General features: G+C 35.7%; 11 protein-coding genes and 1 pseudogene. 11 read left to right on the top strand and 1 reads right to left on the bottom strand.

Features of this window, described 5'->3' with window-relative positions; all coding sequences use genetic code 11:
* Window positions 1-116 precede the first annotated feature (116 nt).
* Genes drmA through CKW02_RS16600 form a run of 6 tightly spaced genes read left to right on the top strand, consistent with a single transcriptional unit; the run spans window position 117 to window position 13,813 of the window.
* Window positions 117-3,227, top strand: a complete 3,111-nt coding sequence (drmA, locus tag CKW02_RS16625; RefSeq protein ID WP_231953207.1) for a DISARM system helicase DrmA — start codon at window positions 117-119, stop codon at window positions 3,225-3,227.
* Window positions 3,224-4,954, top strand: a complete 1,731-nt coding sequence (drmB, locus tag CKW02_RS16620; protein ID WP_003212979.1) for a DUF1998 domain-containing protein — start codon at window positions 3,224-3,226, stop codon at window positions 4,952-4,954. The genes drmA and drmB overlap by 4 nt, the downstream gene beginning before the upstream one ends.
* Window positions 4,955-4,972: 18 nt before the next feature.
* A complete protein-coding gene (locus CKW02_RS16615; protein ID WP_003212784.1) occupies window positions 4,973-8,221 on the top strand; it encodes a helicase-related protein in 3,249 nt (1,082 codons plus the stop codon).
* A complete protein-coding gene (locus CKW02_RS16610; protein ID WP_034620127.1) occupies window positions 8,221-8,973 on the top strand; it encodes a DUF4391 domain-containing protein in 753 nt (250 codons plus the stop codon). The genes CKW02_RS16615 and CKW02_RS16610 overlap by 1 nt, the downstream gene beginning before the upstream one ends.
* On the top strand, window positions 8,942-10,846 hold the full coding sequence (locus tag CKW02_RS16605) for a site-specific DNA-methyltransferase (protein WP_003213542.1): 1,905 nt from the start codon (window positions 8,942-8,944) through the stop codon (window positions 10,844-10,846). The genes CKW02_RS16610 and CKW02_RS16605 overlap by 32 nt, the downstream gene beginning before the upstream one ends.
* 12 nt (window positions 10,847-10,858) lie before the next feature.
* The gene (locus CKW02_RS16600; RefSeq protein WP_003213335.1) at window positions 10,859-13,813 is read left to right on the top strand and encodes a restriction endonuclease; all 2,955 of its coding nucleotides are present in this window, start codon (window positions 10,859-10,861) and stop codon (window positions 13,811-13,813) included.
* Between the two features lie 255 nt (window positions 13,814-14,068).
* Here the strand turns inward: CKW02_RS16600 and CKW02_RS16595 are convergent, their stop codons facing one another.
* A complete protein-coding gene (locus CKW02_RS16595; RefSeq protein ID WP_034620125.1) occupies window positions 14,069-14,323 on the bottom strand; it encodes a hypothetical protein in 255 nt (84 codons plus the stop codon).
* Between the two features lie 245 nt (window positions 14,324-14,568).
* Between CKW02_RS16595 and CKW02_RS20510 the strand changes: the two are divergent.
* The 5 genes and pseudogenes from CKW02_RS20510 to copZ form a co-directional block, all read left to right on the top strand.
* Window positions 14,569-15,212 (top strand): annotated as a pseudogene (locus CKW02_RS20510) (histidine kinase N-terminal 7TM domain-containing protein); the annotation flags it as partial.
* Window positions 15,207-16,157, top strand: a complete 951-nt coding sequence (locus CKW02_RS16590) for a sensor domain-containing diguanylate cyclase (protein ID WP_414826800.1) — start codon at window positions 15,207-15,209, stop codon at window positions 16,155-16,157. The pseudogene CKW02_RS20510 and the gene CKW02_RS16590, both read left to right, overlap by 6 nt.
* A gap of 278 nt (window positions 16,158-16,435) precedes the next feature.
* On the top strand, window positions 16,436-16,891 hold the full coding sequence (locus tag CKW02_RS16585; RefSeq protein WP_003213149.1) for a DUF6376 family protein: 456 nt from the start codon (window positions 16,436-16,438) through the stop codon (window positions 16,889-16,891).
* 101 nt (window positions 16,892-16,992) lie between these two features.
* A complete protein-coding gene (locus CKW02_RS16580; protein WP_003212640.1) occupies window positions 16,993-17,298 on the top strand; it encodes a metal-sensing transcriptional repressor in 306 nt (101 codons plus the stop codon).
* Between the two features lie 74 nt (window positions 17,299-17,372).
* Entirely contained in the window at window positions 17,373-17,579 is a 207-nt protein-coding gene (gene copZ, locus CKW02_RS16575) for a copper chaperone CopZ (RefSeq protein ID WP_012011271.1), read from the top strand.
* Window positions 17,580-17,588: the final 9 nt, after the last annotated feature.

The following is a 17,588-nucleotide window of genomic DNA, read 5'->3' as shown; positions in this document are numbered from 1 at the left end:
TAAAAGGAATGAATTAATTTTAATATTAAACTTAAAATTTTATCGGGAAATATTACCTATCCAGAAATGCAAGGTGCTACAATGAAATTATCTAAAGAGGAAGGGTGAATTTTCAAATGAAGCAATATACATTTTTGCGAAAAGGATTAATTCATGAATTAGAAACATATTTAATTGGTCCACGAATGCAAGATGAGATTCTTGGAAAGAATATACGCCCAATGCAATTTTATTTAACAGGGAAGTTAGTTCCGTTTGGTTCAACATCAGATGTTATAAATGAACGTGATAATGCAATAGAAACACATGTGCAAGTCAGTGAAGAAAAGATAGATGAACAACTTACATTAAAAAAACTGTTTCGCTCATCTACTATGGGCATTAGTTTTAAACTTAAAAAATTAACAACTGTTGAAATTGAAGCTTCTTGGGCTATTTATGAGGACAAAGAACATAAGCGTTTACCACAAGCGGAAAATTGGAAAATTGATCTTTCAAATCAGAGAACAGGCACATTAGAAAATTTAAATGAATCTAAGTATGGAAAAGTGCGTTATACCGTTAATTATAGAAATAACTTATATCACGTAAATATTTTTTTAATGAATAGTTTAAAGAGAGAAAATCAATATCCTGAACAAGATGAAGTGATGTTTCAAAGCTCTTTAAAAGTACATATACCTACAATTCATGTTGCTAAATTTACATCTAAAGCTGATCAGTATCATGTCCAAAATGAACTTTTTTATCGTGACAAAGAAGAAATAGCAATCGGTCATGGCGTGGGGGTTGATTGGAAAACAGTCGGAAATATTACAACGATTTATTCAACATGGATGCCACGTTTTGAATTGCCGAATGTAGAACATTGTAAGATCGAAAATCAGTCATTTAAGATGAAGGATTTAAGTGAATATCCTGTAGACATATTAAAAGAAAAATTAAGTGTTATACCATCAGCATATAAATTATGGTTGAATCATGAAACGAAAATAGTTAATGAGCTACCTGATTATTTAAAGAGTGAAGCAGAACAAAATATTTTAAAAGTAAAAAATACAATCGAACGTCTAGAAGAAGGAATTTCATTAGTTACAAAAAGTAATAATTCCTTATATTATTTGGCGTTTCAATTTGCAAACCGTGCGATGCTTTTGCAACGAGCGCAATCAGGTGTAGCTCAAACGTATCGTACTACCGGAGAGAGAATAAAACCTACATTAGATGGAGAATGGCGTTTATTCCAATTAATATTTTTACTTATGAATGTTGCCGGTATATCTGATGAACAGCATATAGATCGAGAAATTGTTGATTTAATTTGGTTCCCAACTGGGGGCGGTAAAACAGAGGCTTATTTAGGTGTGGCAGCTTATGTCATGGCATATCGCCGATTATTAGCCCCAAAACAAGTAGACAAGTATGCTGGAATTACAGTTTTTATGCGTTACACATTGCGTTTGTTAACAACGCAACAATTCCAACGAGCTGCAGCTTTAATTTGTGCTGCAGAAGTTCTGCGTAAACCAAATGCAAATTTATTTGGAGAAGAGCCATTTAGTATAGGGCTTTGGATTGGACAGGATTCATCTCCTAATAAATTTGCAGATGCAATGGATAAGCTTGAACAATTACGAGACGGTAAAGAAGTTAAGACGGGCAATCCTATTCAACTAATAAATTGTCCGTGGTGTGGGGCGGAACTAGGGCCGGATCAGTATGAAATTAACAAAAATTCACAGAAAATTTGTTGTTCTAATAAAGCATGTGCATTTAAACACGGAATTCCTGTTTATACAGTTGATGAGGCAATATATCTGAAGTTACCAACATTGCTAATTGGTACGGTAGATAAAATTGCTCAGTTACCTTGGAAACAAGATATGCATGAACTCTTTGGTAATAAAAACGTGTATCATCGTGAGTTAGGATTTAAATATACTAATTCTATCCCAAGGGGATACAGTCGTATTAATCGTTTGAAACCACCTGAATTAATTATTCAAGATGAGCTTCATTTGATTTCAGGACCATTAGGCTCTTTAACAGGTTTATATGAGGTAGCAACTGATCTATTAACAAGAAATAACGGAAGGCCAGCTAAAGTAATTGCTTCAACAGCAACAATTAGTGGTGCGGATGAGCAAATTCGAGCTTTATACGGTCGGGAAATGCAGCAGTTCCCATTAGCTGTTCAAAAAGCAAATGATAATTTTGTTTCAAAAGAGGTGCCAACTTCTGAAAAGCCAGGGCGATGCTATGTAGGAATTTGTGCACCGGGAGTTAGTAATAAAATTCAAGCGATTCAAACATATAGTGCATATGCAACGATAACAAGAAGTGAGCCAAAGTTTAAAGTAGATCCATATTATACAATGCTAGGCTATTTTAATACGGTTAAAGAATTGGCAAGCATGGTTACTACTTTTAAAGATGAAGTAAACTCAAGATTAAATATGCTAGATCCAACAAATAAATTTGAACATGATCTAGCCGTTGAAGAATTAACGAGCCGCAAAAAAGCACAAGAAATTCCACAGCTACTAACACAAATGGAGAAAACTTTAGATGAAGCAGGTGTTCTTGATGCCGTCCTTGCAACGAATATGATTTCAGTAGGTGTCGATGTGGATCGACTTGGGACAATGTTTGTACAAGGGCAACCGAAAACGACTTCCGAATATATTCAAGCGACGAGCCGTGTTGGACGTAAATATCCAGGCGTTGTATTTGTTCTTCTTAATTCACTACGGTCTAGAGATTTATCGCATTTTGAGCGTTTTAAAGCATACCATCAAGCACTCTACCGTCATGTAGAAACGATGAGTGTAACACCTTTTGCAAAAGGTGCTTTATATAAAGGGTTAACAGGTACGTTTATTGGATTTATGCGTCAAACGATTATGGAAATCAACGCTGAGCAAAGTCCGAAAAAAATAGTACAACTACAAAATAAAGTAGATACAGCGACCGTTCAATTTTTAGAAAGAGTTCAAAATGCTAATGGTGCAACCATTGAAAACGAAGTAAAGGATTTATTAGAATGGTGGCGAGAATTAGCTTGGAAGCACGCTGAAGACACATTAGCTTACAAAGAATCAAAATATGTTAAAGCTTACTTATTAAAAAACTTTAATGAAGAAGTGAATGTAAAAGATGCTCGTCCAGCAATGATGTCATTAAGAAATGTAGAAGCAGTCATTGAAATTGAGGTGTTAAAATCATGAATCAACAAAATGAAACAATCAGACCTTCGCAACTAATATACCAATCAGGACCAGGAGCAATTGTTGAACTTTTATCTCAAAGTGTTATCGTGAAATCAGCAGACCAGTGGCAATCAAGAAGGGCGCCTCAAGAAAAAGACATACGAATCACATCCTATTTAGGGGTTGACCATGTACGCATTTTAAATGAAAATCCCGATAAACAAAAAATAAAAGCAGTCGAATTTCCTAAATGGAAAATCTGTCCGAAATGCCATAATATGACGAATTATGGTGATGCTAATTGTTATTATTGTGCGCTGAAAAATGAAAAAGACATTCAGGAGCTTTATGCAAGCCGTTTTGTATTAGCATGTGAGAACGGTCACTTATCAGATTTTCCGTATGAAGAATGGGTACATCGAAATAAACCTTGTACAGAACATTCTAAAAATCCACGACTAATGCTAAAAACCCGTGGCTCAAGTGGGTCTTTATCTGATTTACACGTGATTTGCTTGCACTGTAAGCATAGTGAAAGTTTAGGGAGTATTATGAAGCCTGAAGAAAGAGAGAATCATAGTTTATTTGATTGTCATGGGGAACGACCATGGATTAGTAATACTGCCAAACAGAAATGTAATTGTAAAATGAAAACGACGTTGCGTGGCGCATCTAATGTTTATTCACCTTCTGTTATGAGTTTTTTACAAGTGCCTTTAACAGCATCTAGCTCAGAATTTGAGGTTCTATATTTAGTAGAAAAAGATAAAGAAAATTTTAGTAAAGCATATCTAAGTATGGGTGAAGCAGGTCTTGAAATGGCATGTAATTTTAAAAATATCCCTTCTTCTTTTATACCTGCTATTAAGCAGTATTTAGATGGTTCAATAACGCTTTCAGAAAGTTCTACCTATGAATCAATTAAAAAGCAAGAGTGGAACACGCTAATTCAGGATGAAATAAACGAAGAACGTTTTTCATCTAAGAAGGTTGATATTGCGCCAACGTTAGTGCCGTATTTTGATGGGGTTTTCCGTGTGGATTCTGTACCTGAAGTACAAGTTTTAAAAGAATTTACTCGATTAGACTACATTGACCGATTTACAGATGAAGAATCGAAAACACAGCCGGTTGTTATAACAAGCGAACCGAAATGGTTACCAGCTGTGCGAAATTACGGTGAAGGTATTTTCTTTCAATTTAATTTAGAAAAATTGCTCCAATGGGAACAAACTGAGCAAATTACGAGTGCTATTGTAAGAGCATATAATACCCAGCGTGAAGAATTTAAAAAGTCACCATTAGATATTCTGCCACGCCAGATTTTGTTGCATACATTTAGCCATGCTTTGTTGCAGGAACTAGCTGCACATTGCGGCTATACAACGACGTCTTTAAAAGAGCGTATTTATGCAAACGATGACATGTATGGTGCATTTATATACACTGCCTCTGGAGATTCAGAAGGAAGTTTAGGTGGATTAACAAACTTGGCTCAAAGCGAAAAGTTATTACCCATAATTATTCGTGCATTAGAAAAGATGAACTATTGTTCATCTGATCCAATCTGTTCGGATGGGGAATTTGAATATCATACGTCAGCAAATGGCGCGGCCTGTCATGCATGTACATTTGTTTCCGAAACTTCGTGTGAATGGGGAAATTTATTGCTTGATCGTCGAACATTAATCAACATTAATCCGAATGAGAAAGACGGTTACTTTGATCAATTATTAGAAATGTAATGTAAGAGGTGCTGAATTTTGAAAATAGATTTAGTCGATAATAAAGGGAATAACACACTCGTTCATGTAATGAAAGGTGAAATAAAAAACGGATCGGAAATTGCAGTGGCCTCTGCAAAATTGAGTATGAATATTTTTAAAGAATTAAAAAAAACGTTAGCGAAAGGGGAATCTTTTCGCTTTCTCTTTACAGAGCAAACCTTTTATCAACAAGAAATTGATGATAATCATCAATTTAAATTAGTAGAAAGAAAAGGCCAGCAGCTCGATTTAGAAGGAAACCAGTTTGAAATTCCATTAAGAAATCAAATGCAGTCTAAACAAATTGCACGAGAGTTATCCGAATGGATCAATCAACACGCCCAGTTTAAGACAATTTTAGGTGACAGCTCGTACCCTAAGCAAATCATGATTAAAAACAAAATGGATGAGGACATTTTTATTCAATCGGAAATTGAGTTTACAGCAGATGGGTTAGGCATTACTTCTTCAAAACGTCAAGCAAGCTATACAGTTATGAAAGAGACACTTGGTGTTACAAAAAACTTGCTTGCAGAATTTGACCTAATTTGGAAAGATGAAACAAAATCGAAAGAAGTTACTGCAGAAGTTTTAGAGCAACTAGATGCTTTTCAAAAAGAAAATGCGCCGGAGTGGCTCTATTTTGTAACGTTATATAATATTTTCACGGAGAATTTAGAAGGTCTTTCAGAGGATAATATTCTTAAAGAAGGATTGAACTTTAAAGATACGTTCATTTGGAATAAGCTGTACCCGTTCCAACGCGATGGTGTAATAGGCATGATCGATAAAATGGAGAACTATAATGGCTGTATTTTAGCGGATAGTGTGGGGCTAGGGAAAACATTTTCGGCACTCGCTGTCATCAAATACTATGAGCTACGAAATGACCGTGTATTAGTTTTATGTCCGAAAAAGCTAAGAGATAACTGGGCGGTTTATACGCAAAATGATAAACGAAATGTGTTAAACGAAGATCGCTTTAACTATGATGTGTTAAATCATACCGATTTAAATCGCGAAAGTGGTATGTCGGGTGAAATTCGTCTCGATACAATCAATTGGTCAAATTATGATTTAGTAGTAATCGATGAATCGCACAATTTCCGAAATAATAATGCGCATAAGGGTCGAATAACACGCTATCAAAAGCTTATGCAGGAAATCATTAAAAAAGGTGTAAAAACGAAGGTGCTACTATTATCAGCTACACCTGTAAATAATAAAATGAATGATATCAAAAATCAAATTGCCTTTATAACGGAAGATAACGATAAGGCACTTAAAAAAGAAGGTATAGATAGTATTGAGCAAACATTACGCACGGCACAAGCGTCGTTCAATCGTTGGACAGCTTTGCCGTCGCCAAAGCGAACGACAGAAGAGTTTTTAATTATGGTTGAGCAAGACTACTTCCAATTGCTTGATTTACTAACCATTGCTCGAAGTCGTAAGCACATTGAGAAATATTATAATGTCAACGATATTGGTAGTTTCCCAACTCGGTTGAAGCCGCTTTCTATTAAAGCCGATGTTGATACAGAACACCGATTTGTTAATATGAACGAAGTCAATGAGCGCTTAGAGTCATTGAACTTTAGTATTTATCAGCCAATGAAATACGTTTTACCTCATAAACGAAAGTATTATGAAGAATTGTATGATACTAGAGTAAAGGGTGGCCAATCGACGTTTAAACAAACAGACCGTGAGTTTGCAGTAGCAGCTTTAATGAAGGTGAACTTGTTCAAGCGTTTAGAAAGTTCTATTCATTCATTTAGACTGACGCTTAAAAAATTAGTTAGACGAATTGAAGATACACTCCAAACATTACAGCTTCAAAATCAGCCAACATATTCGGAACAATATGATGATACGGAGTTAGATGATGAACAGCTCGAAGCGATTACAGTAGGTAGTGACAAAGTACAAATTCAATTAAATGATATTGATGCGTTGAAATGGGCAGGAGATTTACGTGCCGATTTAGCCACATTACAGGATTTATTACAACAAGCAACACAAATTTCAACTATACGTGATGCCAAGCTTGAACAATTAGTCAATTTAATAAAAGGAAAAATTAAAAATCCAATTAATCCAGGCAATAAAAAGGTTATTATTTTCTCAGCGTTCGCTGACACGGCTAAGTACTTGTACGATAATCTTTCAGAGCGTTTACTTAATAAACAACTTCATTCTGCGTTAGTTGTCGGAAGTGGAGCGAATAAATGTACCTTAAAAGGCGTTCGTGTCAAAGACATTAATGATATTTTAATGAACTTTTCACCAAAATCTAAGGAACGCTACAAGGTGGATAGTAAACGTACAGATGAAATTGATATACTTTTTGCGACCGACTGTATTTCTGAAGGGCAAAACTTACAGGACTGTGATTACTTAATAAACTACGATATTCATTGGAATCCAGTACGTGTCATCCAACGATTTGGACGTATTGATCGTATCGGTTCAACTAATACAGAAATTCAACTCGTCAATTTTTGGCCGAATATGGAATTAGATGAATATATCAATTTAGAAGAACGTGTGAAAGGACGAATGAAAATATTGAATACTTCTGCCTCTGGGGAAGAAGATATTTTAGATACGACATCGAAAGAAATGAATGATTTAGAATATCGTCGCAATCAATTAAAAGCGCTACAAAATGATGTGTTAAACTTAGAGGATGTTTCAGGTGCGATATCGATTACTGACTTAACATACACCGATTTCAAAAGCGATTTAAGTGCCGCATTAAAATTGTATAAAAAAGAGCTTGCAGTTGCGCCAAAAGGTTTGTATTCGGTTATAAGTAATGCAGATTTGCCTGAAGCAAAACCAGGTGTGATTTTTTGTTTCAAACAGCATAAAGAAGTAGCTCTTGAAAGCAATAGCTTAGCTCAACATATTTTATTGTATGTAACAAATGATGGTGAAGCGTTTATTCATTACACACATGCAAAAAAAATACTAGATGCTTACCGTAAATTAACACTTGGCAAACAACAGCCAGAATTAAATTCAGTTGAGTGGTTTAATAAGAAAACAAACGATGCAGCGGATATGGAGCATTATCAAGACTTATTGAAGCAATCAATTGATATTATTAAAGATAAACAAGAAGAGGTGGGCTTTGAAAGCCTGTTTAGCTTCGGTTCAAATACATTACAAGGACAGTTGGACGTAGGTGGCGATGAAATTGAACTCATTTCATTTCTAGTTGTAAAGGATGAAGCATGATGAATGAAGCACAGTTATTAAAGGCGATTGGATTTCCGAAAGCAACGCAAATTATGAAAACATTGCCGTATAATCAAATTGAAAACAAATTAACACATGCTCAGAAAAAAATCATTTCTGAGCATGTAGTTTCGAGAGGTATTCGTATCTTAGCTACAATTCAAACTAATAATACGAATATTGAAGTGTATGAGAACGAAATAGAGCGCTATGATTCAATTGTATTTTTAGCTATAAACGTAAAAGATATAAAAAAGTCCGTTCAAATTTATAAAGTGTTTATGGGTATTATGCCGAATCCGCTCGTTGTCTTATTTTTCGATGAGATGCAAACAAAATGGATATTTTCAACACATGAAAAGAAAAAGGATGGATATTTATCAAGCAAGGTGCTATATGAGATTCAAGAAGTTGTTACATTGCAAAAAGTAGAAGAGCAGTTGCGCTTTGATGCCTTTAATAAAACGAACTTAAAAACAATTTATGAATCATGGCTTGAGCAATTGTTGAAAATAGAATTACAAGTGCGGTACAACATTTATACGCCTATTTCATTACAAAATAACTTACTAGAGAAACTCATTGTGATGGATACACAAATTGATGGTTATGTGAAGCTAGCCAAAAAAGAGACACAGTTGAATAAGCGGGTTGAATTACAACAAGCAGCGAATAAAATAAAGCTTGAGAAACAGGCATTAATAGAAAAGGAGATAGGCAATGGTAAAGAAAATGAATGGGGAAACACCTAATTTAACAGCACAAAATATTGCACGTTTAAAAGAGCTATTCCCAGAAACTCTAACTGATGGCGATAAAATCGATTTTGATATGCTAAAAACGGTATTAGGGGAAGATGTAGAAACAGAGCAAGAACGCTACCAGTTCACATGGCATGGTAAGAAAAAAATGATTGAAGGCGCACAAAAACCTTCAAAAGGCACGTTACTTCCTATAATAGAAAAAAGTAAAAACTTCGATACGACAGAAAACCTTTATATTGAAGGGGATAATTTAGAAGTATTGAAGCTTTTACAAAAATCGTATAATGGGAAAATAAAAATGATATATATTGATCCGCCGTATAATACTGGGAGAGATTTTGTCTACAAAGATAATTTTAAAGATGGTATTCAGAACTATTTAGAACAAACAGGTCAAGTAGATACACATGGTAATATGATTTCAACAAATACGGAAAGTAATGGACGTTTTCATACAGACTGGCTGAATATGATGTATGCAAGATTAAAATTGTCGAGAAATCTTTTAAGTGATAAGGGTGTTATTTGTATAAATATAGGAGAGGAAGAACATGAAAAATTAAAATTTATTTTGAATGAAATATATGGTGAGAAGAATCTATTAGGAACCATCATATGGAAAAAGAAAACGAACGGGAATAATCAGGGACATATTCCTTCTATCCATGATTATATTTATTGTTATGCAAAAAAAATCGAAATGATAAATGAAAAAGAAATTGGGCTTTTGCCTACGGAAGAATTCCTAAGTAAAAATTATTCAAATCCTGATAATGATACTAGGGGGATTTGGACAACACAAGATTTATCGGCTAATCATGAAGGTCCATATTTTTCAATTGAGAATCCAAATACAGGAGAAATACATTATCCTCCTAAAGGGCGTTACTGGGTATTCAATGAAAAGGAAGTCCAAAGAAGAATTAGTGAGGGAAGAATTATCTTTGGTAAACGTGGCATTACGGCTCCGGTACAAAAAGTTTTTTACAATGAAAAGGAGTACAAAAAAATTAAAGTATCTTCAATTTGGTCTGATATAGCATTAAATGCAGATGCTTCAGCTGAAATTTCAGATCTATTTGATCAACCTAAAATATTCTCTCATCCTAAGCCAGTAGGACTATTAAAAAGACTGTTGGAAGTGTTCACAGAAAAAAACGACATAGTTTTAGATTTCTTCTCAGGTTCAGCAACAACTGCTCACGCAACAATTCAGTTAAACTCCGAAGATGAAGGAAACCGGAAGTTCATTTTAGTCCAGTTACCAGAGACACTAGATGAAAAATCAGAAGCTTATAAGATTGGTTATAAAACAATTTGTGATATAGGTGAAGAACGTATTCGCCGTGCTGGAGAGAAGATTAAAGCTGAATTAAAAGAAAAGAAATCACAAGCAGGTATGCTTGTTGAAAGTACTGTCGATCCAGCTTCACTTGATATTGGGTTTAAAGTGTTGAAACTTGATACATCGAATATCCGTGAATGGAATATTGATTTTGCTAATTTAGAAGAGGAATTAGATTTATATGAAACACCATTTCTTGATGGCCGTTCAGAAGTAGACATTGTGTATGAAATTATGTTAAAGCAGGGTTTAGAGCTAACATACCCTATTGAAACCTTTGAAGTAAGCGGCAAAATAATTTACGACATTGCTTTTGGAAGTTTATTCATTTGCTTATCAAAAGAAATTACGCCAGATGTTGCAAAAGCCATGATTGCACGCCGTGATGAACATGGAACAGATACAAGCAGCGTCATTTTCAGCGATGCAGGTTTCAACAATGATTCAGATAAATTGAACTGTATTGAAATTCTAAAAGATGCAGGTTATCCAGAAGATAACTTGTTAACGATTTAGAGGTGAGCAATAATGAAAATTCAATTTGATGAATTAACATATCAATCAGATGCGATAGGCGCCGTATTAAGTGTATTTGAAGGGCAACAAATTCGTAAATCAGAATTTACGATTATGGATCAAGATATACAGGGAAAGCTATTTGGTGAAAAAGGTGTCGGCAATAAAATTGATGTATCAGAAAGTAAACTGCTACAAAATGTTCAACAGATTCAAATTAAGCAAGGTATTCCAATTGCTCAATCAATTCCAACACCTTTCCCTCAGTTCAATATCGAAATGGAAACAGGAACAGGGAAAACCTTTGTTTATTTAAAATCGATTTTAGAAATGAATCGTAAATTTGGATTTACGAAATTTATTATTGTAGTTCCTTCTGTAGCGATTAAAGAAGGAGTTATGAAAACAATACAAATGACGAAAGAATATTTTAAAACACAAATGCAAGGAATTGTTTATCGTGAATTTATGTACGATAGTTCTAAATTAGAAAATATACAAGCATTTGCTTCAAATGAAAATGTGGAAATTATGGTTATTAATATTCAAGCGTTCAATAGTGAAGATAATATTTTCAACCGCAACGACCGTGATAGCTTATATGGTATTTCACCTAAAGATTATATTGCGGAAACGAATCCAATTGTCTTGATTGACGAGCCACAAAGTGTAGATAGTACAGCTAATGCAAAGGCTGCAATTGCTGCTTTAAATCCGTCGCTTGTATTCCGCTTCTCTGCAACGCATAAAGAAGAAGGTTATCCTTTACTTTATAAATTGGGACCTGTTGAAGCGTATCAAAACAAGCTAGTAAAACAAATTGAAGTAGCAGGAGTTAAACGCACAATTGATGGTAATGTGGCTCACTTACGATTATTAGGTATTAAAGCGACGAAGACTGCTGTTACAGCATCCGTAGAGGTTTTAGTGAAAACGAAAGCAGGCATTGTGAAAAAGATTATTTCTTTAAAGAAAAACGATGACTTAGTGAAAAAGACAAAGCTAACGGCTTATGAAGAGATTGGTTATGTTCGTGATATATCGGCTGAAAAAGACAATGAGTACATTGAGTTTTCAGGCGAGCCATCTGTCATTTATTTAAGTCAAGCACATTACGCAGACTTAGAGGTGAAGCGTGGTCAAATTCGTAAAACAATTGAGGAACATTTAAATAAAGAGTTAAAGCTAAATGCTTTAGGAATTAAAGTGTTAAGTCTATTCTTTATTGATAACGTAGCAAACTACCGAAAATATGATGATGAAGGTAAGTCTTATTTAGGGAAATACGGTCAAATTTTTGAAGAAGAGTATAGAGACGTATTAAAATCTCCAAAATATAAAAAGCTTCGTGATTATCGTATTCCTGTTGAAGAAGTACATAATGGCTACTTCTCAATCGATAAGAAAGGTAAATTCAAAAATGGTGGGGAAAAAGATGAAAGTGCCTTCCGAATCATCATGAAAGACAAAGAAGATTTACTGACGATGTATGATGAAGAAAAAAGGACGACAAAAAAAGCTCATAAGTTGCGTTTTATTTTCTCGCATTCAGCATTAAAGGAAGGTTGGGACAACCCTAACGTCTTCCAAATTTGTACGTTAATTGATTCGAAAGATGAACTTACGAAACGCCAAAAAATTGGCCGTGGTCTTCGCATAGCTGTTAATCAAAATGGTGAGCGAGTACACGGATTCGAAGTAAATACATTAACAGTGATGGCAAACGAAAGCTATGATGAATTTGCAAATGGCTTACAACATGAGTATGAAAAAGAAGGTATAGAGTTCGGTATTTTTAAGCATGATACATTTAGTTCGCTTGTGCTAGAGGAAGATGAACTGACAGGTTATCGAAAACCTTTAGGTCATGAGTACTCAAAAAAACTAGTTGAATATTTAACGGAGCAAAAATACATAGATTCAAAAGGGAAAGGTACAGTTGCCTTAGCGAAAGCAATTCAAGATCAAGTATTTGAATTACCTGAAGAATATAAGGTAATTGCGCCTAATATGACTGAGAAAGTTATCGCTGCAATTGAACAGAAGTTTAATACAGAGAAAATTGAAATTAAAGATCATGAGAAAAAAGAAACGGTTCGTTTAAATAAAGAAGCGCTATCTGGGCCATTCCTTGAGCTGTGGGAGCGCATTAAATATAAAACGACGTATTCGATTCAATTTGATAGTGAACAGGTCATTAGCGATGCGGCAAAAAAATTAAAGGATGAATTGTTAGTACGTATTCAGAAATTAGAATACGAACGAATGCAATTAAAAATCGAAGAAAGTGGTATCGAAGAAAAAACAACAACAAAAACAAGTTTCAGTACTGTTCAACGAGAATACACAAAAACTCCTGATATTTTAACGGAGTTACAGCAAGATACGAAACTAACTCGTAAAACATTAATTGCGGTTTTAAAGAAGAGTGATACGCTACATGATTTTAAAGTGAATCCACAAATGTATATGCTAGAGGCCGCGCGCATTATTAATGCAGCTAAACGCTTAGCAATGGTGGATGGCGTTAAATATGAGAAACTGGAAACAGAAGAAGTATACGATCAAAGCTTATTCAAACAAGAAGAAATTGAATCATATGAAGATAGCATTGTGAAAGTTTCAGATAATCGTTCTACTTATGACCATGTAATTGTAGATTCTAAAATTGAAAGAGATTTTGTCGAAGCATGTGAAAAAGATCCGAATGTAAAGTTTTATATTAAATTGCCTGCAGACTTTAAAATTAAAACGCCACTTGGAAATTATAACCCTGACTGGGCATTATCTGTTGAAGAAGATGGCAAAGAGAAATTGTACTTTATTGTAGAGACAAAAGGAAGTACAGCCGCAGAAGATTTACGCAAAATAGAATTAGACAAAATCCGTTGTGGAGAAAAGCACTTTGCTGCGATCAATACAGGTATCACATTCAAGCGAGCAGTTGAACTAGATCAAGTTTATTAAATGTCAGGAGACTTTTTTACATCGGTATACTATTTGAAGTAGTAAAAGGTTGAAGAAAGAATTAAACCTTATTATTTGACATGGTAACTCACGCAAAACTGATAATCCACAAATGGGAATTACGTTGTCGAAAGAGGAATTAATACGCATTAGTGATTCTAAGAATAAGTATGAGGAGTGCTTATTCTTAGAATTAGATTTGTATCGGTATATCATTCTAACGATCAATTAGAGTGATTCTTAGATATTGTTTATTCATGATCGACTTTTATTAAAATGTTTCTTCGGATAAGTCTCTAAAAACCGCACAAACAAAGGACAAACCACAACCACCGCAATTATCATCAACAAACCATTCGATACAATTTTCACAAACGTTGTTTGAACCACATAAACTGCAATCAGCAGTAAATAACTCACCAAAAATATCAATCCAGATGTTCTCTTCTCAAATGGCTTCTCCAAAAGAATCAGCATAAACAGCCCCGCCATGATAATCAAAAAAGTCATATACCTTGCAAGCCTCCTCTTCATTGATCCCAATCCCCACATTGTACAGATATTTCTCCGATTGCAATATATCTCTCCCTCAAATTAAGCAAAAAGTAGCGGAAATATAAGGTCTCATGAACAAAAGTCGACCGAAACTTTACAAAAAACCTCCACCCAAATCAAAATCACATCTTCCCATTTGTGACTTCCTCATATATAATAAGATTAGACTAGTTCTAAATAACTGAAATTGGGGCGTTTACATGGATTCGATTGTTTTACATTTTATTGTGATCATGAGTGTTTCTGGCATTCTGTCCGTGATATTATCAATCATTGCTCATGCGAACCGCCACCGGTATATTGGCTGTCAATTGTTTATGTACATGTCTGGAGCAACTGCGATTTATATCTTTGGGCACACATTTGAATTATTGGCAAGTACACCTAGGGAGATTATGTTCTGGGTTTGTTTTCAATACATAGGTCTTCCGTTCATCGCGCCATTCAGTCTGATGATTGTGCTGCAATTTACTGGATTCCATCAATATTTTACAAAGCGCCGCGTGCTTCTCATCTTACTGATTCCAACTCTCACCACCATTATGGTGTTCACCAACTCTTTTCATTCACTCTTTTATCGAAGCATCACGATGAATCCAGTAGACGGATTTTTATTGGCTGACTTTACGATTGGCTATTGGTATATCATTCATGGCGTCTATACATTTGGCTGTTCGATGCTCGCTATTTTTATGCTGGTTTGGTTTTTGCGTGTGACAAAAAAGAGTATTTAAAGCAGATCCTTATTTTGCTAGTGGGCATGTTACTGCCAATCACGACATCTTTTATCTATTTATTAGGCGTGACACCTCTTCATATTGACCCGGTCCCTGTGGTGATGTTTTTAACCAATGCGCTCTACTTATGGGCGATTATGTCGTTCCAGCTCTTTAAGCTCTCTCCCATTGCGATGGAGCGTGTGTTTGAGCATATGTCTGAAGGGGTTCTCATTTTAGATCGATACCGGACACTCATAGATTACAACCCCGCTGCTGCATCGATCATTCCAGCACTTTCTAATAAAAAGGGAATTGGCTATAAAATAGACGATATTTTCTCAGGGATCATCAAAGATACCGCGTTCTTCCAGTGGCTGCGTTCTCCGCAGGATCATTCGCAATATGATTTAATGTGGAAAAAGGAAGAAGATCAGTCCAGCTATTATCTTCTGACCGCTTCATCGTTATTTAATAGAAGAGGAGAGATCGAGGGCAGGCAAATTGTGATCAGTGATGTAACAGAGCAGCGTTTGCTGCAGGAAGAGCTGGAGCGTCGTGCGTATATTGATGGATTGACGAATATCTTCAATCGGTCTTCATTTATTGAACGAACGCAGATGATCCTGGAAGAGGATGCGCAGGATACGGCTGTTATGCTGTTTGATATTGATTTCTTTAAACAAATCAATGACACACACGGACATCATATTGGAGACGAGGCACTGCGTCATGTTGTCACCATTTGTCAGCAGCATTTACAAATGGACGATTTATTCGGACGATATGGCGGAGAAGAGTTTGCTATTTGTCTGCCGCATCATTCTTTCGAAGAGGCATGTCATATTGCGGAGCAAATTAGACATTCATTTGAGATGAGTTTCTTTGAGAATGATGAGGAAAAAGTGCGAGTAACAGCGAGCTTTGGAATTGCTCATACAGTTTATGATCCCAATGTATTAGAAACTCTTCTATTTGAAGCGGACCAGGCCTTGTATATGTCAAAACGCCAAGGACGGAACTGGATTTATGCGTCCACTGGAGCGGACTATATGCTTTATGAAGAGAATTGACCTACCGCTTGCTTCTCATTGACGGTTGTCCTGACATTCGATATGATAAACATAACATTTGAACGGTTTCCTAAAGGGGAGTAGCTTTTACGGTTTGGTCGTCATTACAGAAGCAGCGATTGCTTCTCGGCCATTCCGGCATGAACAATGTTAGCCAGACCTTTGCCTATCACACATGAGGCAAAGGTCTGGCTATTTTTAAGGTCTTTTTAAGTCTGTGTGATAGGGAAGCTGAACAAATGATGCTTTTAATCCCACAGATGAAAGGATGATCGATCTTGAAAAAATATGTGATAGCTTTCCTATTTTCCGGAACGCTTGTATTAAGCGGGTGCTCCAGCTTACTTGATCAAGTCAACGATACAACGACATATGTCACTGAGGCAAATGACTATGTCACAGACATTCAGCAATTTACAGAGGACTTTCCAAAGCTTGCTGAAGAAGCTGTCCAAAACGCCGCCAAAAAGGCAGAATTAACGCAGCAGCTTGAATCATTGAAGGCAGACATTCAAGATTTTAATGAGGTCACAGCGCCAAAAATGGCAGAAGACCTGCATGCGCAAATCATTGAAAAAAATAAAGTGCTGTCAGAGGAAATTCAGACGTATTTACAGCAATTGAAAGCAGACAACATCGACGTTGCCGCCATGCTTGAGGACCAGCAAGGATTGATTAAGCAGCTTCAGCAATCCGTCAATCTATTGCAGGACATTGAACAATTAACAAACTAAAGCAAACACTATAGAGTGTATTCAGCATATCTTTGCCTTTTCCGGTGGAGATATGCTTTAATTTAGGTAAAGACAAGTCATAATGGAAAAAAGGTGATCACATGACAGAACATGAAGAAAGACATATGGCTTCGCCAAGAGCAGAGAAGGATAAAGATCAATTGATCAATCGGTTGAAACGAGTGGAAGGACAAGTGCGCGGGATTCAGCAAATGATTGAAAACGATCGTTACTGTATAGATGTTGTCAATCAAATCTCCGCTGTCAATGCGGCTTTGAAAAAGGTCAGTCTTCAATTGATGGAAAAGCATACCCATCATTGTGTAGCAGATGCAATCAAGAGCGGCAATGGGGATGAAGCCATTGAAGAGTTAATGACGGTCTTTACGAAACTGACAAAATCGTAGCATTTATATGTTTACATTGATACCCTACTAGGGTATAGTAAGGTGTAGAAAATGATTGATGGAGGCGATGAGAAGTGGAGCAAGCAACACTTCAAGTGCAGGGCATGTCTTGCGGACATTGCGTGAAAGCAGTCGAAGGAAATGTAGGAGAACTAGCAGGTGTTGAATCTGTGAAAGTCCATTTAGACAAAGGAGAGGTGGAAGTTTCATTTCACCCAGATCAAGTCACGTTGCACCGTATCTCTGATGTAATTGAAGAACAGGGATATGATGTCGTATAAATGAAAATA

The organism is Bacillus pumilus (assembly GCF_900186955.1).
Classification (GTDB): domain Bacteria; phylum Bacillota; class Bacilli; order Bacillales; family Bacillaceae; genus Bacillus; species Bacillus pumilus.
The sequence above is the reverse complement of the archived record's forward strand: the minus strand, read 5'-3'. Positions and strand labels throughout refer to the sequence as shown.

What these genes read in the sequence shown, in the direction of transcription:
- CKW02_RS16590 (WP_414826800.1), top strand. Translation starts at nt 15,207, where the DNA reads ATGTTTTTAACCAATGCGCTCTACTTATGGGCGATTATGTCGTTCCAG.
- CKW02_RS16595 (WP_034620125.1), bottom strand. Translation starts at nt 14,323, where the DNA reads ATGACTTTTTTGATTATCATGGCGGGGCTGTTTATGCTGATTCTTTTG.
- drmA (WP_231953207.1), top strand. Translation starts at nt 117, where the DNA reads ATGAAGCAATATACATTTTTGCGAAAAGGATTAATTCATGAATTAGAA.
- CKW02_RS16600 (WP_003213335.1), top strand. Translation starts at nt 10,859, where the DNA reads ATGAAAATTCAATTTGATGAATTAACATATCAATCAGATGCGATAGGC.
- drmB (WP_003212979.1), top strand. Translation starts at nt 3,224, where the DNA reads ATGAATCAACAAAATGAAACAATCAGACCTTCGCAACTAATATACCAA.
- CKW02_RS16580 (WP_003212640.1), top strand. Translation starts at nt 16,993, where the DNA reads ATGACAGAACATGAAGAAAGACATATGGCTTCGCCAAGAGCAGAGAAG.
- CKW02_RS16605 (WP_003213542.1), top strand. Translation starts at nt 8,942, where the DNA reads ATGGTAAAGAAAATGAATGGGGAAACACCTAATTTAACAGCACAAAAT.
- CKW02_RS16610 (WP_034620127.1), top strand. Translation starts at nt 8,221, where the DNA reads ATGAATGAAGCACAGTTATTAAAGGCGATTGGATTTCCGAAAGCAACG.